15 protein-coding genes are annotated in these 17,921 nt (G+C 74.9%); 7 read left to right on the top strand and 8 right to left on the bottom strand.

Annotation, left to right across the window (positions count from 1 at the left end; translation table 11 throughout):
- Positions 1-177: 177 nt before the first annotated feature.
- Positions 178-594 (bottom strand): organic hydroperoxide resistance protein, encoded by a 417-nt coding sequence (locus AB5J54_RS13060; RefSeq protein ID WP_351191498.1) that lies wholly within the window; start codon positions 592-594, stop codon positions 178-180.
- Positions 595-708: 114 nt separating this feature from the next.
- Here AB5J54_RS13060 and AB5J54_RS13055 point away from each other — a divergent pair, with 114 nt between their 5' ends.
- Positions 709-1,200 carry a MarR family winged helix-turn-helix transcriptional regulator gene (locus AB5J54_RS13055; protein ID WP_369144092.1) on the top strand — a complete coding sequence of 164 codons (492 nt, stop codon included), beginning with the start codon at positions 709-711 and terminating at the stop codon, positions 1,198-1,200.
- A 34-nt stretch (positions 1,201-1,234) separates the two neighbouring features.
- Here the strand turns inward: AB5J54_RS13055 and AB5J54_RS13050 are convergent, their stop codons facing one another.
- From AB5J54_RS13050 to AB5J54_RS13030, 5 genes are read right to left on the bottom strand one after another with little or no spacing between them, the layout of a single operon-like run.
- Positions 1,235-2,452, bottom strand: a complete 1,218-nt coding sequence (locus AB5J54_RS13050; RefSeq protein WP_369144091.1) for a beta-ketoacyl synthase — start codon at positions 2,450-2,452, stop codon at positions 1,235-1,237.
- Positions 2,452-2,682 carry an acyl carrier protein gene (locus AB5J54_RS13045; protein ID WP_369144090.1) on the bottom strand — a complete coding sequence of 77 codons (231 nt, stop codon included), beginning with the start codon at positions 2,680-2,682 and terminating at the stop codon, positions 2,452-2,454. Before AB5J54_RS13045 ends, AB5J54_RS13050 begins: the two co-directional genes overlap by 1 nt.
- Positions 2,679-4,298: a prenyltransferase/squalene oxidase repeat-containing protein gene (locus AB5J54_RS13040; protein ID WP_369144089.1), complete on the bottom strand. Its 1,620-nt coding sequence runs from the start codon at positions 4,296-4,298 to the stop codon at positions 2,679-2,681. The genes AB5J54_RS13045 and AB5J54_RS13040 overlap by 4 nt, the downstream gene beginning before the upstream one ends.
- A gap of 38 nt (positions 4,299-4,336) precedes the next feature.
- Positions 4,337-4,852 (bottom strand): NUDIX domain-containing protein, encoded by a 516-nt coding sequence (locus AB5J54_RS13035; RefSeq protein WP_369144088.1) that lies wholly within the window; start codon positions 4,850-4,852, stop codon positions 4,337-4,339.
- A complete protein-coding gene (locus AB5J54_RS13030; protein ID WP_369144087.1) occupies positions 4,849-6,135 on the bottom strand; it encodes a cytochrome P450 in 1,287 nt (428 codons plus the stop codon). The genes AB5J54_RS13035 and AB5J54_RS13030 overlap by 4 nt, the downstream gene beginning before the upstream one ends.
- Positions 6,136-6,192: 57 nt before the next feature.
- On the opposite strand from AB5J54_RS13030, the gene AB5J54_RS13025 reads away from it, so the two are divergent.
- From AB5J54_RS13025 to AB5J54_RS13005, 5 genes are all read left to right on the top strand, one after another.
- Positions 6,193-7,464 (top strand): wax ester/triacylglycerol synthase domain-containing protein, encoded by a 1,272-nt coding sequence (locus AB5J54_RS13025; RefSeq protein WP_369144086.1) that lies wholly within the window; start codon positions 6,193-6,195, stop codon positions 7,462-7,464.
- On the top strand, positions 7,461-8,834 hold the full coding sequence (locus tag AB5J54_RS13020; RefSeq protein WP_369144085.1) for a cytochrome P450: 1,374 nt from the start codon (positions 7,461-7,463) through the stop codon (positions 8,832-8,834). The genes AB5J54_RS13025 and AB5J54_RS13020 overlap by 4 nt, the downstream gene beginning before the upstream one ends.
- 73 nt (positions 8,835-8,907) lie before the next feature.
- Positions 8,908-9,360, top strand: a complete 453-nt coding sequence (locus AB5J54_RS13015; RefSeq protein WP_369144084.1) for a GNAT family N-acetyltransferase — start codon at positions 8,908-8,910, stop codon at positions 9,358-9,360.
- A complete protein-coding gene (locus AB5J54_RS13010) occupies positions 9,357-10,622 on the top strand; it encodes an MFS transporter (protein WP_369144083.1) in 1,266 nt (421 codons plus the stop codon). The genes AB5J54_RS13015 and AB5J54_RS13010 overlap by 4 nt, the downstream gene beginning before the upstream one ends.
- Positions 10,623-10,775: 153 nt before the next feature.
- A complete protein-coding gene (locus AB5J54_RS13005; RefSeq protein WP_369144082.1) occupies positions 10,776-14,474 on the top strand; it encodes a S8 family serine peptidase in 3,699 nt (1,232 codons plus the stop codon).
- A 53-nt stretch (positions 14,475-14,527) separates the two neighbouring features.
- Here AB5J54_RS13005 and AB5J54_RS13000 read toward each other — a convergent pair whose 3' ends face one another.
- Positions 14,528-15,961 (bottom strand): acyl-CoA synthetase, encoded by a 1,434-nt coding sequence (locus tag AB5J54_RS13000; RefSeq protein WP_369144081.1) that lies wholly within the window; start codon positions 15,959-15,961, stop codon positions 14,528-14,530.
- Positions 15,962-15,994: 33 nt separating this feature from the next.
- Positions 15,995-16,480 carry a hypothetical protein gene (locus AB5J54_RS12995; protein ID WP_369144080.1) on the bottom strand — a complete coding sequence of 162 codons (486 nt, stop codon included), beginning with the start codon at positions 16,478-16,480 and terminating at the stop codon, positions 15,995-15,997.
- A gap of 176 nt (positions 16,481-16,656) precedes the next feature.
- Here AB5J54_RS12995 and AB5J54_RS12990 point away from each other — a divergent pair, with 176 nt between their 5' ends.
- The gene (locus AB5J54_RS12990) at positions 16,657-17,871 is read left to right on the top strand and encodes a sensor histidine kinase (RefSeq protein ID WP_369144079.1); all 1,215 of its coding nucleotides are present in this window, start codon (positions 16,657-16,659) and stop codon (positions 17,869-17,871) included.
- The last annotated feature ends 50 nt before the right edge of the window (positions 17,872-17,921 follow it).

Raw genomic sequence — 17,921 nt, 5'->3', positions numbered from 1 at the left:
ACAGAAGAGCGCCCGTGAACCACCGCCCGGCGGCCGTCCCATGACTGCCCGTCGTACGGCAGACGAACCCCCCGTGCCCGAACGTGAAAACTCACAACCGAACGCCCCCGGTGGGTCGATGACCACCGGGGGCGTACGGGAACCAACAGAAAACCACGCGCTGATCCGCGCGCCGGACTACTCGACGACGAGCTCGACCTCGATGTTCCCGCGGGTGGCCTTCGAGTACGGGCAGAAGGCGTGCGTCTTCTTCAGAAGGGTGAGGCCCGCCTCCCCCTGGAGGTGGTCGGGGAACTCGGCGCGCATCACGACCGCGAGCCCGAAGCCGCCGTCGGCCGGGTCCTTGCCGATGGAGACCTCGGCGGTGACGGAGGCCTCGGAGATGTCGATCTTCTCCTGGCGGGCGACGACGCCCATGGCGCTGGCGAAGCAGGCCGCGTACCCGGCGGCGAAGAGCTGCTCGGGGTTGGTGCCCTGGCCGTTGCCGCCGAGCGCCTGCGGGTGGGCGAGGGGGAGGTCGATGTGGCCGTCGGAGCTGACGGCGCGGCCCTCGCGGCCGTTGGCGGTGGCGACTGCGGTGTAGATCGCGTCCATGGGTGTTCTTCCGTCCTGTCCGGGTTCCGGGAAGTGGTGACCTCTTATTTGTAGCGCACGATTTAGTTGTGCACAACTTAATGGCGTGTGAGGGGTCTCGCGTATCCTGGAGTCATGGAGACGCTCGACTCGGTCCCGGACGCCGAATTCCTCCGGCTCGACCACCAGATCTGCTTCTCGCTGCACGCGGCGACCCGCGCCTTCAACGGCGTCTACCGCGAGGCCCTCAAGGAGCTCGGGCTCACCTATCCCCAGTACCTGGCCATGCTCGTGCTCTGGGAGCACGGTGAGCTGCCCGTGAAGGGGATCGGTGAGCGGCTGCGGCTCGACTCCGGGACGCTGTCGCCGCTGCTCAAGAGGCTCGAAGCGGCCGGATACGTCGAGCGGCGCCGCAGCCCCGAGGACGAGCGGTCCGTCACCGTCCGCCTCACCGGCGACGGCACCGCCCTGCGCGAGAAGGCCCTCGGCGTGCCGCGCCGGATCGCCGCCGCCACCGGCCTCGGGCTCGACGAGATCGTCGAGCTGCGGGAGCGGCTCGACGCGCTCGCCGCCCGGCTCGACGCGGTCGACCCGGACGACCTCGCGTCCTGCGCGACCGGCCTCTGAGGCTCAGGCGCTCGGCGCGCGTGTCGTACGGATCTCAGGGCGCCGCGACCACCAGGGCCGCGTTGTGCCCGCCGAAGCCCACCGAGGTGGAGACGGCGAGCCGGAGCCGCGCGGCCCGGGCCGTCGTGGGGACGTCCAGGTCGATGCCCTCGCCCGGCTCCGCGAAGTTCGCGGTCGGCGGCACGGTCTCCTCCTCCAGGGACAGCACCGTGAGCGCCGCCTCCACCGCCCCCGCCGCGCCGAGCAGATGCCCGGTCACCCCCTTCGTCGACGTCACCGGCGGCCGGTGCGGAAAGAGCGCCGCGAGCACTGCCGCCTCCACGGCGTCGCCCTTCGGCGTACCCGTCCCGTGCGCGTTGACCAGGCCGACCTCGCCCGGCGTCGCGCCCGCCTCCGCGAGCGCGCCCCGCACCGCCGCCGCCAGGCCCGAGCCGTCGGGCCGGGGCGCCACCACGTGGTGCGCGTCCGAGGTCGCCCCGTACCCGGCGATCAGCGCCCGCACCCCGGCCCCGCGCGCGGCGGCGTCCGCCGGGCGCTCCAGGACCAGGAACCCGGCGCCCTCCGCCATCACGAAGCCCTCCCGGTCCTTGTCGAACGGCCGCAGCCCGCCCGCCGGGTCCTCGAACCGGCGCGACAGCGCGCGGAGCCGGTCGAAGCCCGCGATGTAGAAGGGGCTCAGCGAGGCCTCCGCCCCGCCCGCCAGGACGATGTCGCACCGCCCCAGGGCCAGCAGATCGAGCGCCGTGCCGATCGCCGTCGCCCCCGCCGCGCACGCCGTGGTCACCGCCGCCGACGGCCCGCGGATCCCGAACGCGACGGCCAGCTGCCCGGCGACCCCGTTCGGCAGCGCGCCCGGCACCGCGAACGGCGACATGTCCCGGGGGCCGTCCGTCCGCAGCACCTCCTGCTGCGCCTCGAAGGTGAGGACACCGCCCGCCCCGATCCCGACGACCACGCCGACCCGCGCCCCGTCCCAGCCGGCCGGGTCCAGGCCGGCGTCGGCGAGCGCCTCCCGCGCCGCGACCAGCGCGAGGAGCGCGCTGCGGTCGGGCCGCCGGGCCGTCACCGCCCGGCCGAGGTCCCCGGGAAGACCGGGCGCCCGGCAGGCGAGATGGCGCAGCCCGTCCCGCTCTTCGAGGACGGCGGTGGCCTTCCCGGCGCGGACGGTCTCCCAGGTCGTGGGGGCGTCCGCGCCGGCGGGGGTGAAGAGACCGATGCCGGTGACGGCGGCGGCGTGCCGCGCGGCGGCCATCAGACCACCTCCGCGTACCGCGAGACGAGCTCCTCGATCGCGGCTACCGTGGGCGCCGCGTACAGCTCCTCCTCGGGCACCGGGACACCCCGTTCCTTGCGCAGGACCAGGGCGAGCTCGGTGAGCAGGAGCGAGTCGAGCCCGGCCTCCTCACGGCCGGCCTCGGGGGTGATGTCCGCCGGGTCGAGGCCCAGCTGGACGAGCAGGGTCTTCAGTTCGTCGAAGGTCATGGACGCTCCTCGGGAGAGATACGGGTCGCGTACGCGCGCGCGTGGTTCAGGCCGAGCAGCACGCACACGTCCGTCAGCAGCGGCACGTGGTACGCGAGCGGGCGCGGCCCGGCCTGGTCGGGGCGGGACACGAAGCCGCCGTCCGGCCGCTGCCGCTCCAGCAGGTGGCGTACCGCCCGCCCGGTCGCACCCCGGGCGGACGGCACGGTCGGCGTCCGCGCCACCGCGATCAGCGCGTACGCGGTACTGATCGGGTCGCTCGGATCGGACGGCACGTGCCCCCAGCCGCCGTCCGCGTTCTGCGTGTCGACCAGCCGGGCCACCGCCCGCGCCCGGGCCCGCGCCACTTCGGTCGCGGCCGGACGGCCGGGCGCCACCGCCAGGAAGGAGTCGTACGCGAGGACGGAACGGAACAGGGCGTTGCTCTCGTTGAGGCTCCAGCTGCGTTCGAACGGCCCGGCGGCCTCCGCCCGGGCCACGGCGAACCGGACGGCGGACTCCACCGCGGGCCGGTGCGCGGGCTCGGGGGCGAGCGCGTTCACTGCGGCCGCCGTTATCGCGACCTCGGAGGCGGTGCCCCGTTCGAAGGTCGGGAAGCCGCCGTCCGCGCCCTGCCGGGCCAGGAGGTACCGCTCGCCGGCCGCCACCTCGGCGCCGAAAAGACCCGGGTCCGTCGCCCGCAGGAACTCCACGCAGTACGCGGTGTCGTCCACGTCGCTCTGCGCGACCCGCCGGTCGAAACCCCAGCCGCCGTCGGCGTTCCGGTGCTCCGCCAGGGCGGTCGCGAGGACCCGCAGGGTGTGGGCCGGGGCGCCCGCCCCGGCCAGGGCCAGCCCGCCGGTCGCCGTCGCGAACACGTCCATGCCCGTGAGGAACGGCAGCCCGCCGTCCTCGCGCAGCCAGCCGCGCAGCTCCCGCGCCCGCTCCCGTACGGCCGCCGCGTACCGGGGCCGCCGCCACAGCGCGAGCAGCGCCAGGACCCGGGCGAGATGGTTGCCGTACGGGGGCGGGCCGGGCAGCGCACAGGGTTCGAGGGCCCGCCAGTCCTCCTCCGTGACGAGCCGCGCCGCACCGGACCCGTGGGCGTACAGGACCTTGAGGGCGGCCATCTCCGTGATCAGCCACCGCTGTTGGCCACGGGCCTCGAACAGGGCCTCGGGGGAGGGGAGTTCGGGGAAGGAGTCGGCGCCCAGCTCCGCCAGGAGCATCCGGAACATCAGCCGCTTGCGCCCCGCGGTGAAGTGGTCGAAGCCGCCGAGCAGCCGGGCGAGCGCGCCCCGCCCGTCCACGTACTCGCCGAGGGCCGCCCGCGCCGCGGCCTCCTGCACGGGGTCGGGAGCGCCCTCGTCGACGGCGGTCTTCAGCCGGCGGGTGAGCCGCTCCTGGGCGTCCGGGTCCACGCCCGTCACCGTGAGCAGCCGCAGGGCCAGGGCGGATTCCAGGAGCCGGCTGTCGCAGGGGGCCCGGAGCAGCCCGTCGGGTCCCGCGGCCGCCACCACCCGGGTGGCGAGCCGGGCCCGGGCGCGGTCGAGCGGCCCGGTTCCCGGGAGGGGGTCCGGCCGGGGGCCGGGGGCGGCGAGGGAGGCGCCGGATAAGGGCAGCGCGCAGTGCGTCATGGTGTCCTTCACAGGTGTCGTACGAAAAGCGGCGGCGTTCAGCAGGGGAAGAGGCGCCTCACGGCCTCCGCGCCGGCCGGGACCAGCGGGGTGTAGCCGCCGGTCAGGACCGCGAGCGGCGCGACGAAGCCGCACCAGGCGATCTCCCGCGGATCGGGCCGGGGCGCGCGGTCCGCCAGCCAGCGGTGGACGGTCAGGAAGCAGGCGCCGTGCGGATCGTCCACGCGGATCCGGTACGCCTCGGCGAGCCCGGGCGCCTGCTCCCAGCCCAGCTCCTCGCGGAGCTCCCGCAGCGCGGCCGCGCGGTACTCCTCGCCGCTGCGGACCGCCCCGCCGATCAGGACGTCGTAGTGACCCGGGTAGGCGGGTGCCGAGGCGGTCCGCCGGTAGAGGAGGACCCGGCCGCCGTGGTCGGTGCAGACGGTCGCCGCGTACCGGCGGAGCAGCCCGTCGGGAGGCCCGGCGGCACGGCCGCCCTGGGTCACCACCCGGTCCCGGGGGTCGACGTAGTCGACGCGCTCGGAGCCCTGACTCCCGGGTGCCGGCGGGGTCATGCGCGCTCGCGGACGCGTGCGCGCAGCGGGCCCGCCGGGCGCAGGTTGATGCCGAACACGGGCTCGCCCACCGGTTCGGTCGTCTCCACCTCGAACCTGGCGAGGAGCGCGCCGAGCAGCACCTCCATCTCCCGCATCGCGAATCGGGTCCCCAGACAGGCCCGCGGACCCATGCCGAAGGGGAGGTACGCGCCGGGCGGCAGCGGCGAGCGGGCCGGGAAGCGGCCCGGGTCGAAGACCTCGGGCTCCGGCCAGACCTCCGGGTCGCGGTGGGTGAGGTAGGGGCAGACGAGGAGGTCCGTCCCGGCGGGGATCGCCCAGCCGTCCAGCGTCTCGTCCGCCGCGCTGTGTCGGGGCAGCAGCCAGCCCGTCGGGTAGAGCCGCAGCGTCTCGGACAGCACCGCCTCGACGGCCCCCGCGTCCCCCGCGGCCCGCTCCATGACCTCCGGGTGCGCGTCGAGCAGGACGAACGCCCAGGTCAGCGTGCGGGCACTGCTCTCGTACCCGGCGACCAGCAGGGTGACGAGCTCGTCGCGGATCAACCGGTCCGTGTACGCCGGATCCGTCCCGGCCGCGTCGAGCAGCCGGTCCAGGACGCTCGACGCGGCGCCGTCCGCCGGGTGGCGGGCCCGGGCGTCGGCGAGCGCCCGGTACATCCGCTCGTCGAGCGCGGCGAGCGCCGCCTCCGTCTCCGGCGGCAGCGTGCTCGCGCCGCCGACCTCGGCGGGGAGCGCAGCGACGACGTCCTGCACGGCCGCCAGGTCGACGTACGTCTCCCGGTCCAGGGGCCGGTCGGTGAGCGAGCGCCAGATCGTGTCGACGGTGAAGAACTGCACGTCCTCCGCGATGTCCGTCGGCTCGCCGCGGCGGGCCCGCTCCGACCAGCGGCCGACCACCCCCGCCGCCGCCTCCGCGATGTGCCGCTCCCAGCGCTGGATGGCCCGGCCGGTGAACATCGGCTGGAGCAGCTTCCGTTGGGACCGCCAGGCCTCGCCCGTCGCGGTGATCATGCCGTCGCCGAGGAGGGGTCTCGCCCGGTGCGAGCGCTTCACGTACCGCTCGCCGCCGAGGCCGAGCACCTGGTGCACGTGCCGGGCCTCCGTGACCAGCAGCGATGCCCGGCCGCCGCGGCGGAATCCGGTCAGCCGGCCCGGGGTGTGCGCCTGGCGGAGGAGGTCGACGAGGGGGGCTCCGGAGGCGGTCCAGGCCGCCACGGCCTCGTCGTCGAGGAAGTCGGGGGGCATGCCATCCGTCACGCATTCCGTCACGCTTTGCGATTGCATGATGACGTATCGTAGCGCCCTGTGCGATCTTCAGATCCAATTCGATCTTCCGCGGCGGTGCCGCTCGCGGTGCTCGACCGGCTCTCCCTCGACGTGGCGGAGCTGCATGCGACGGACTCCGCCCTGCACCTCGGCGGCCTGGTCGTCCTCGACGGCGAACCGCCCTCCCGGGAAAGGGTGTTGGAGCACCTGAGGGGTCGCGTCGGCCGGCTTCCGGAGCTCGCCCACCGGCTCGCGGGGAGCCCGCGACGCCCGCGCTGGGAGCCCGACCCCGGCTTCGACCCCGACGATCACCTGTACGAGCTATCCGGAGGCGCCGACCCGTTGACGGTCGTCGCCGGACTCCTGCGGCAACCCCTTTCGCGCGAGCGGCCGTTGTGGGGGATCTGGCTCGTCCGTGGCGTGGGCGACGGGCGGTGGGGGCTCTGCTACCGGGCCCATCACGCCTTCCAGGACGGTGCCGCCGCCGTCGCGACCCTGGAGCGGCTCCTCGGCCCCGAGGAGCCGCCGCCCGCGCGTGGTCTCTCCTTCCGGGCGCCCCGGCCCGTGGACTGGGCTGCCGTCCTCCCCGAGTTCCGGCCGCCACGCCGGGTCACCTGGTGGCCGACCCTCGACATCCCGCCCGCCCAGGCCTACGCCGCCGGGTTCGCCGACGTCGACACCGCCCGGCTGCACGCGCTCGGGCGCCTCACCGGGGCGACCGTCCCGCAGCTCTGCCTGGCCCTGACGACCGAGGCGCTGCGCGCCTGGCACCCCGACGGCTGGGGTCCGGACGGCCCCGGCCACGGCCTGGCGCTCCGCGCCAACCTCGGGATCGGCGTCCGCGACCCCGACGACCCGCGCCCCCTGCTCGGCAACCGGGTCGCCGTCGCCGGCGTCGACCTCCCCTGCGGCGAACCCGACCCGGCGCGGCGGCTCGCCCGCCTCGGGCAGGCCCTCGACCACGCCCGGCTCGCCCGCCTCGCCGACGCGCACCGGGTGATCCTGCGCAGACTCCCGTACGGCATCGGCCGGTTGGCGCTGTCCCGCAGCATCGACGCCCGCTACACCCCGCTCAGCGTGGCCGACCTCCGGGTCCGCCGGCCCCTCGGCTTCGCCGGAACCCCCGCGACCGGGGTGTACGCCCTGCCGGTCATGGTCCCGGGCCAGCCGCTCTTCGTCGCCTGGGTCACGCACCGCCGCCGCCTCCACGTCACCTTCCTCACCGACCGGGCCCTCCCCGGCGCCGAACGCCTCCCCGAGGCCTGGGAGTCGGCCCTCGCGGAACACGAACGCCGGGCCGGAGAAGGGGCGTTCGCCAGGGCGCGGGGAAGGGTGATCGCACCGTGAACCGTCCGGACGACCCGACACCCGCACCCCCGTCCGAGGCCGCGCTCCGGACCCTGCCCCCGCCCCGCCACGGCGACGCGCCCGGGGCCTGGCCCCTGCTCGGGCATCTGCCCCACCTGGCCGGCCGGCCCCTCGCCTTCCTCGACTCCCTGCCCGGTCACGGTGACGTCGTCCGCGTGCGGATGGGGACCCGGACCGCGCACGTCGTGACGCACCCCGCGCTCGTCCGCCGCGTCCTCACCGACCGGCGCTCCTTCGACCGCAGCGGCGTCCTGTACGAGAAGGTCCGCGCCCTCCTCGGGAACGGCCTCGCCACCTGCCCGAACGCCGAGCACCGCGACCAGCGGCGGGCCCTCCAGCCCGCCTTCCACCCCTCCCTCCTGCCCCGCTACACCGCCGTGATGGCGGCCGAGACCCAGGCCCTGACCGCCCGCTGGCGGCCGGGAGCGGTCGTCGACGTCACCGAGGAGGCGTTCCGGCTCACGACCGCCGTCGCCGTCCGCACCCTGTTCTCCGCCGGCATCACCCCGCACGCCGCCGAGGAACTGCGCGAAGCCCTCGAAATCCTGCTGCGCGGGGTCTACACACGGGTCGTGGCGCCCGCCGTCGACCGGGTGCCCTCGCCGGCCCGCCGCCGCTACCGCCGGGCCCTCGCCCGCTGGCGTACCGGCGTCGCCGCCATCGTCGCCGCGTACCGGGCGGCCGGCGTCGACCACGGCGACGCGCTCTCGCTGCTCCTCGCCGTGCGCGACGAGCACGGCCGGGCGCTGTCGGACGCCGAGCTCGGCGACCAGGTCGCCACCCTGGTCCTGGCGGGCGCCGAGACCACCTCGTCCGTCGTCGCCTGGGCCCTGCGCCTCCTGGCCGACCACCCCGAGGCCGCCGCCCGGCTGCACGCGGAGCTCGACGGGGTCCTGGCCGGAGGGCCGGTCACGGGAGCCGACCTGCCCCGCCTGCCGTACACCCGCGACGTGGTGCGCGAGGTGCTCCGCCTCTATCCGCCGGCCTGGGCGGTCACCCGCACCGCCGTCCGCGAGACCGAGCTGGCCGGGCTGACGCTGCCGCCCGGGGCCACCGTCATCTGCTGCCTCTACCTCCTCCACCGGCGGCCCGACCTCTTCCCGGAACCCGCGCTCTTCGACCCCGGCCGGTGGGCCGACGCGGGCGTGCCACGGGACGCCTGGCTGCCGTTCGGACTCGGCGCCACCAAGTGCGTCGGCGACGTGTTCGGCACGGCCGAGGCCGGACTCGCGCTCGCCGCGATCGCCTCGCACTGGCGCCTGACCCCCGTCGCCCCGCGCCCGCCCCGCCCGGTCCCGCGCATCGTCCTCTCCCCGGGGCCGCAGCCGATGAGGCTCGCCGAGCGGTGAGCGGAAGGGGCTTCCGTTTCGCGTTCATGAAATTGTAAGGAGCATCAGCCGCCCTCGCTCCTATACTCGATCCATGTCCGACATCACCATCCGGCGCGCCACCGCCGACGACTCCCCACGGCTCACCCGGCTCGTGCGGACCTCCCGGGCCTACCGGGGCGACTACGCCGCCATGGTCGAGGGCTACCAGGTCGGCGGGCCGTACATCGAGCACCACCCCGTCTACGTCGCCGTCGACGACGCCGACGGCGGCCGCGTCCTCGGGTTCTACGCGCTCCTCGTCGACGAGGCCGAGCTCGACCTCGCGTTCGTCGCCGACGCCGCCCAGGGGCGCGGCATAGGCCGGCTCCTCATGGACCACATGACCGAGCAGGCCAGGACCGCCGGGCTCGGCTCCGTGCGGGTCGTCGCCCACCCGCCCGCCGAGGAGTTCTACCTGCGGACCGGCGCCGTCCGCACCGGCACCGTGCGCCCCACCGGACGCATCCACTGGGAGCGCCCCGAGCTGCGGTACGACATCGCGTGACCGCCACCCAGGACACCGAGAAGCAGGAGCAGGACCGCCGCAAGGTCTTCGCCGACCTGACCCCGCTGCGCACCTCCGCGGACTACCGCCGCCTCTGGTTCGGGAACACCGTCTCCTGGGTCGGCCAGGGCATGACGTCGCTCGCCGTCTCCCTCCAGGTGTACGACATCACCCGCTCGCCCTTCTCCGTCGGGCTCGTCGGACTCTTCGCCCTCGTCCCGCTCGTCGTCTTCGGCCTGTACGGCGGTGCCATCGCCGACACCGTCGACCGCCGCAAGCTCGGCCTCGCCAGCGCGAGCGGCTCCGCCGCGCTCTCCGTCGCCCTCGCCGGCGCCGCGATCACCGGCTTCCACCACGTCTGGTTCCTGTACGGGATCGTCGCCCTCCAGGCCGTGTGCACCGCGCTCAACGCGCCCGCCCGCTCGGCGATGATCCCCCGGCTCCTGCCGCCCGAGCAGCTGCGCGCCGCCAACGCGCTCAACTCGATGGTCATGACCTTCGGCATGCTCGTCGGGCCGAGCCTCGGCGGCCTGATCGTGGGGCTCGCCGGCTACCAGACCGCGTACCTCGTGGACGTCGCCGCCTTCTCCGCGAGCCTCTACGCCATGTGGCGGCTGCCGTCCATGCTCCCGGAGCGGTCGGGCGGCAAGCGGGCCTCCGTCCTCGACGGGCTGCGCTTCCTCGCCACCCGCCCCAACCTGCGCATGACGTTCTTCTCGGACTTCTGCGCGATGATCCTCGCCCACCCCCGCGCCCTGTTCCCGGCCGTCGCCGTCCTCTGGTTCGGCGGCGACGCGAAGACCACCGGACTCCTCGTCGCCGCCCCCGCCTTCGGGGCGCTCCTCGGCGGCGTCCTCTCCGGCTGGCAGGGCCGCATCCGCCACCACGGGCAGGCGATCCTCCTCGCCGTCGCCGCCTGGGGCACCGCCATCGCCGTCTTCGGACTGACCCGGAACCTCTGGCTCGGGCTGCTGCTGCTCGCCCTCGCCGGCTACTCCGACACCGTCTCGATGATCTTCCGGAACACGATGATGCAGGTCGCCGCCCCGGACGAGATGCGCGGCCGGCTCCAGGGCGTCTTCATCGTGGTCGTCGCGGGCGGGCCCCGGCTCGGCGACTTCCTCGCGGGCTCCGTCGCCGACCTCACCTCGCCCGCGGTCGCCATCACCGGCGGCGGGATCGCCTGCGTCCTGGCGATCGGACTCCTCGCCCTCTACGGACGCGGATTCCGCCGCTATGACGCCCTCGATCCGACTCCGTGACCGAATGTCCCCAACGACCCGTCCGCTCCTGGCGGTTGGCCGCCACGGCACATAACCGCCAGGAGTGACAGGGGTCAACTCCCGCCCCACAGGCCAAGACTCCTCGCGGCACCCGGAACCACCCCGACCCCGGGTCCGCGAGGAGTTCCCACGATGACGTCGAGGACCGCACCCTTCGACAGAGGGAGGGCCGCGCTGCTCGCCGCGGGCATCTCCCTCGTGATGCTCTCGGCCGGGCAGACCGCCGCCGCCGCGAACACCGCCCCCCCTGTGCCGGACACCTTCAAGGCGCCCGCGACGAGCAGCACCGTCACCCTCGTCACCGGCGACCGGGTCACCCTCACCGAGCTCGGCGACGGCGCCAGGACCGTCACCGTCGACCGGGCGAAGGGCGCCACCGGCGCGATACGCAGCCGGACCGTGAACGGCCGCGTCACCGTCGTCCCCGACGAGGCCCGCCCCTACCTGGACTCCGGCGCCCTCGACCCGCGCCTCTTCGACGTCACCGGCCTCGTCGAGCAGGGCATCACCGGCGACCTCCCGCTGATCGTCACGAACGGAGCCACGACCGCCCGGAGCGGCGCCGCCGCCCCGCGCGGCACCCGGACCGTCCGTACCCTGCCCAGCATCGGCGGCGCCGCCGTCACCGCCACCGACCCCGCCGCCTTCTGGCAGGACTTCACCGCGCGCGGCACCCGGACCGCCCGCGCCGCCGACCCCGGTCCCGGCAAGGTCTGGCTCGACGGCCGCGTCGACGCCGCCATGGCCGAGTCCAACACCCAGATCGGCACCCCGAAGGCCTGGGAGGCCGGGCTCACCGGCAAGGGCGTCAAGGTCGCCGTCCTCGACACCGGCGCCGACCTCGGCCACCCCGACCTCGCGGGCCGGATCACCGAGACCAGGTCCTTCATCGAGGGCCAGGAGGTCGCCGACCGCAACGGCCACGGCACCCACGTCTCCTCCACCGTCGGCGGCTCCGGCGCCGCGAGCGACGGCAAGGAGAAGGGCGTCGCCCCCGGCGCCACCCTCGCCGTCGGCAAGGTCCTCAGCGACGAGGGCTCCGGCACCGAGTCGCAGATCATCGCGGGCATGGAATGGGCCGCCAAGGACATCGACGCGAAGATCGTCTCGATGAGCCTCGGCTCCCGCGAACCCAGCGACGGCACCGACCCGATGGCCCAGGCCGTCAACACCCTCTCCGCCGAGACCGGCGCCCTCTTCGTCATCGCCGCCGGAAACTCCGGCTACCCCGGCTCCATCGGCTCGCCCGGCGCCGCCGACTCCGCGCTCACCGTCGGCGCCGTCGACTCCGCCGACCGCGCCGCCTACTTCACCAGCCAGGGCCCCCGCCACGGCGACCAGGCCCTCAAGCCCGACGTGTCGGCGCCCGGCGTGGACATCCTCGCCGCCCGCTCCCGGCTCGTCTCCGGCAGCGGCCCCTACACCTCGATGAGCGGGACGTCGATGGCGACCCCGCACGTCGCCGGCGTCGCCGCGCTGCTCGCCGAGCAGCACCCCGACTGGACCGGCGCCCAGCTCAAGAACGCGCTCATGTCCTCCTCGAAGACCCTCGACGCCGGCGCGTACGAACTCGGCGCCGGCCGGGTCGACGTCGCCGCCGCGATCGCCGCGGACATCACCGCCACCGGCTCCGCCGACCTGGGCTTCACCTCCTGGCCGTACCAGGAGAGCAAGCCGGTCACCCGGACCGTCACCTACACCAACTCCTCCGACGCCCCCGTCGAGCTGAACCTCGCCGTCGAGGGCATGCCCGCCGGCGTCGCCACCCTCGCCGACACCGCCCTCACCGTCCCCGCCCACGGCTCCGCGTCCACCACCGTCACCGGCGACGGCACCCGGGCCCCCGTCGGACAGTCCTCCGGCCGGATCACCGCCACCGCCGGCGGGACGCCCGTCGCGCACACCGCGCTCGGCCTGGTGAAGGAGGAGGAGCGCTACACCCTCACCGTCCACGTCAAGGACCGCGACGGCGCCCCCGCCCCCGCCCACCTCGGCGTGCAGAAGCTCGCCGAGGGCGAGGACCCCTTCCCGGCCGCCGTCGGCGAGTCCGGCACCCTCGAACTGCGCCTCAAGCCCGGCACGTACACCGTCGACACCTTCCTCGACGTGCGCGGCTCCCACGGCGCGGACTCCCTCGGCCTCGGCTTCCTCACCGAGCCCGAGATCGTCCTCGACCGCGACCGCGAGATCACCCTCGACGGGCGGCGGCTCCGCGAGATCCGCGCCGAGGTCGAGAAGCGCACCGAGACCCGCCAGCTCCTCATGGAGTTCGACCGGAAGGCGAACGGCGCCTCCTACGGCGGAGCCGTCCAGGTCCCCGCGACGTACGACTCGATCTTCGCCGCGCCCACCCGCAAGCCCGCCACCGGCACCTTCGAGTACCGGACCGTCTGGCGGCTCGGCAAGCCGCTCCTGGAAGCGTCCGTCGACGGCGTCCGGCTCTCCGACGCCACCCCGCAGGCCGGCGGCACCCTCCTCGAAGGCCGCCACCGCCTCGGCCTCGCCGACGCGGGCACCGGCACCCCCGCCGAGTACACCGGCAAGGACGTCACCGGCAAGGCCGTGCTCGTCCGGCTCACCGAGGGCGCCGACCCGACGCGGCTCGCCCAGACCGCCCAGGACGCGGGCGCCAAGGCCCTGTTCGTCACCGACGACCGGCCCGGCCGGCTCATGACGTGGTTCGGCACCGACGCCTACGAGGACCGGCCGCTCGCCGTCGCCACCGTGAACACCGCCGACGCCGCCCGGCTCGCCGCCGGCGCCGCCCGCGGCCTGCGCGCCGACCTCACCGGCACCCGCTTCACCCCGTACACCTACGACCTCTCCGAAGGGCACCCCGGCGCCATCGGCACGGACCTCGTCCTCCGGCCCGACGAGGACGAACTCGCCACCATCGACTCCACGTTCCGCATGCCGACCAGGCGCAAGGAGCTCGGCGGCGAGTTCCGCTACTCCCTCACCGACACCTTCCGGATCGGCTTCGGCTTCAAGGAGTGGATCGCCTTCCCGGCCGAGCGCACCGAGTACGTCTCCACCGGCACCGGCCAGCGCTGGCACGAGTCCGTCGACCTCGGCGACTCCCTGGAGCAGCGCGGCGGCCAGTCCGTCTACCGGGGCGGCAGCCGCGTCGCCCTCGACTGGTTCGGCCCCGTCTGGCACCCCTGGCTGGGCACCGGCCTCGGCTGGGGCCAGCAGCGCACCGGCAACGACCTGCGCTTCAACACCCCCGGCTGGGGCGACTCCGGCGGCGACCACACCGGCTTCGGCAACGTGTGGAGCGACGACACGATGACCCAGTACACCGAGGTGTACGTGAACGGCGTCCGCGTCGACCGCAAGAAGAGCTCCGGCGCCTACGCCTGGGACGCGCCGGCGGAGGAGGCCACGTACAAGGTCGTCACCGACACCGCGCTCGCCGCGGACCGCTGGCGGCTCGCCACCAAGGGCCACAGCGAGTGGACCTTCCGCTCCGCCGAGACGCCCTCCGACAAGGTCACCTACCTGCCGCTGCTCAACCTCGGCCTCGACCTGGACACCGACCTGTACGGCGACGTCCGCGCCGGCAGCCGGCTGCCCGTCGGGATCTCCGCCTCGTACGTCCAGGGCGCGGCCGGCACCGGCACGATCGGCACCGGCACCCTGGAGGTCTCCTACGACGAGGGCACGACCTGGACGAAGGTCGCCCTCAAGAAGTCGTGGCGCGGCGCCTCCTGGACCGGTGAGCTGCGGATCCCGTCCGGGGCGGGCTCCGTCTCGCTGCGGGCCGGGGCGAGCGACGACCGGGGCGGCTCCGTGACGCAGGAGCTGATCCGCGCGGTCGGCGTGAAGTAGGTACGTAGGGAAGGCCGGGCCCCCTTTCTGCCGGGGGCCCGGCCTTCACTCGGTCAACGTGCGCCCGGCAACGCCTTCTTCAGCACCTTGCCCATGTCGTTGCGGGGGAGGGCGTCGAGGTAGCGGACCACCCGGGGACGCTTGTGCGGGGCGAGCAGCCCCGCCACGTGGTCGGCCAGATCCGCCTCGGCCGGCGGCTTCTCCCCGTCCTGCGGCACCACCCAGGCCACGATCCGCTCGCCGAGGTCCGGGTCGGGCTCGCCCGTGACGGCGGCCTCGCGGACGCCGGGGTGGTCGAGCAGCGCGTTCTCGATCTCGCCCGCCCCGATCTTGTAGCCGCCGCTCTTGATCAGGTCCGTCGCCTTGCGGCCCACCAGACGCACCCCGCCGTCCGCCTCACGGACCGCCATGTCGCCGGTGCGGAACCAGTCGCCGTCGAAGGCGGCGGCCGTCGCGTCCGGCCGGTTGAGATAGCCGGAGAAGAGGTTCGGTCCGCGCACCTGCACCTCGCCGACCGACTCCCCGTCGAGCTCCGCGAGCACGGAGCCGTCCTCGTCCACGAGCCGCAGGTCCACGCCCGCGAGCGGGGTCCCGACGGTCCCCGGGCGGGGCTCGCCGCCCGGCCGCACGCTGGTGTTCATGAGCGTCTCGGTCATCCCGTACCGCTCCACGACGGTCCGGCCCGTCGCGGCGGTGATCCGCTCGTGGTCGTGCACGGGGAGCGCGGCGGATCCGGAGACGAGGAGCCGGGCGCGGGCCAGGGCGCCGGTGAGGCGCGCGTCCCCGTCCAGGGCGTCGGCGATCCGGTGGTACATCGTCGGTACGCCGAAGAGCATGGTCCCCCCGTCGCCCAGCTCCCGCCGGACGCCCTCCGTCGAGAAGGCCCCCAGGTGCCGGACCTCGCCACCGCGCCGCAGCGGGCCCAGGATGCCGAGGACGAGCCCGTGGACGTGGAACAACGGCAGCGCGTGCACCAGGACGTCGTCCTCCGTCCAGGCCCAGGCCTCGGCCAGCGCGTCGAGGGAGGCGGCGACGGCCCGGTGGGAGAGGAGCACGCCCTTCGGAGGACCGGTGGTGCCGGAGGTGTAGACGACGAGCGCGGGGGACTCGGGGTCGACGGGGGGCCAGGGGGTCGTCTCGTCCCCGGTGAGCTCCACGTCGATACGGGGGAGCGCGGTCGGCAGCTCGTCCTCCGGCCCCGCGAGCACGAGGTCGGGCTCGCTGTCGCCGAGGATGTGCGCCAGCTCCCGCTCACCGGTGCGGGGGTTGAGCGGTACGGCGGGGACGCCGGCCAGCAGAGCGGCGACGACGGCGACGGCGGTACGGGCGGAGGGCGTCGCCCACACGGCGACGCGCCGGGCGGTACGGATGCGGGCGGCGAGGGCGGAGGCGGCGCGGGCGAGTTCGTCGTAGGTCAGGACGTCCGGGCCGAAGCGCAGGGCGGGGCGGTCGGACGGGTCCTGCAGGGCGGGCAAGAGCGCACTCACCGGTCGTACTCCTCGGGTCGTCGACGGCAGGGGCTACCAGGAGGAATTCTGCCCGGGCCGCGGGAGCGGCGTGGCCGATGACCCGGGTCGGGGACCACTCCGTGACGGGCGCGCGGCGATGACCGCGCACAGGGCCGCGAGGGGGAGTTCCGCGGCCACGGCCATGGCGACGGCGACGGCCAGTTCCGGGCCGGAGGCGCAGGTGGCGAGATCGATGCAGGCGTCGGCGAGGAGGAGCACCGCCGCCGCGGCCGCGGGCGCGCGGTGACGGGCGTCGCCGCGCGACAGACGGCTGCCGGCGGTGAGCAGCGCGGCGGCCTCCAGGGCGTCGAGGGTGACCCAGGCGGCGGCCTCGGCGGGCGGCAGGGTGCCGGCGAGGTAACCGAGCCAGGGCAGCAGGGCGAGGCCGGCGCCCATGAGCAGGCGGGCCTGCCGGCGGCGGGCGAGGCTGAGGCGAGGGATGTCGGCGGAGGGGCGACTGGCGTCAGCGGCAAGGGGGATGAGGGAGGTGGTGGCCATGTCGGAGGTCTCTTTCGCTGTCGCGAACCCGGCCGTCGGGCTCGTGATCAACCCTCCGGTCTCCGGCCCCCGGAGTCAGTAACACCGTTGTCCGTCCTGGGGTGGCACTGGCTACACCCCCGTTGCGGACGACAGGTTCATGGCAGGCCGTGGGGACCGGCCCCTACGGTGGGATCATGAAGATCCGGCCCCGGCTGCGGCGGGCGCTCACCCGGCTGACGCGCGACACCTCGTTCCTCGCTCTCGGGGTGCCGCTCCATCTCCTCATGGGCTTCCTGCTGTTCGTGGTCCTCGGCCTCGTGTGGGAGATCGTCGCGGGAAACGACGGCAGCGCGCCGTACGTCCTCGGGCTCGCGCTCCTGGTGACGGCGGTCTCCGTGCCGGCGCTGACCGTGGCCCAGTCCTGGCGCTTCCGGCGGCTGCTCGGGATCGACATCCCCCGCCCGGGATGGCGGCGGCCATGGCGACAGTTCGGCTACCACAGCCTGGCCGGGGCGCTGTTCGGCGGGCTCGAAGCGCTGGTGGTCGCGCTGCTGGTGGCCGGAGCCGCCGCGGCCCTGGCCTCGCTGTGGGTCTACGCGCTGCCCCGGCAGTGGCGGATGGACCACCTCGGCTACGCCACGCAGGCGGCCTACGTCTCCGTGGCGGGACTGGCCGTGCTGGCCGCCGTCCCGCCCCTGGCGGCGGCCCTCGTACGCCTGGAGACCCAGGTGGTCCCCACCCTGCTCGGCCGCAGCAGGGAGGAGGACCTGGCGCGGCGGGTCGAGGACCTCACCGAGAGCCGGGCCGGCGCGGTGGACGCCGCGAACGCGGAACGACGGCGCATCGAACGGGACCTGCACGACGGCGCGCAGCAGCGACTGGTGTCCCTCGCGCTGAACCTGGGCCTGGCCAAGGCCACCCTGGTGGATCTGCCGCCGGAGGCGCGCGAGGTGATCGACACGGCACACCGGGAGGCGAAGGAGGCGATCGAGGAGCTGAGCGGTCTCGTGCGGGGGCTGCATCCCGCCGTCCTGGACGAACTCGGTCTCGACGCGGCGCTGTCGGGACTCGCGGCCCGCGCCCCGCTGCCCGTGCGGCTGAGGGCGGACCTGCCGTGGCGATGCGCGCCAGCCGTGGAGGCCGTCGCCTACTTCGTGGTCTCCGAAGCGCTGACGAACGTCGCCAAGCACGCACGGGACGCGACCCGGGCGGAGGTGACGGCCACCCTGCTGGGCGGAATACTGCGGGTGGTGATCGCGGACGACGGCCTGGGCGGGGCCGACCCCGGGAAGGGAAGCGGCCTGACGGGGCTCGCCCAGCGCGTGCGGTCCGTCGACGGAACATTCCGGATGAGCAGTCCCCTGGGGGGACCGACCATGATGAGCGTGGAGCTGCCGTGCCAGAGCTGAAGGGTGCCGTTGCCGGCACGGGACACGAGAAGTCCGGCAGGCGGCGTGCG

It is taken from the genome of Streptomyces sp. R44 (assembly GCF_041053105.1).
Lineage (GTDB): Bacteria > Actinomycetota > Actinomycetes > Streptomycetales > Streptomycetaceae > Streptomyces.
This window is presented reverse-complemented; position numbering and strand designations above follow the sequence as displayed.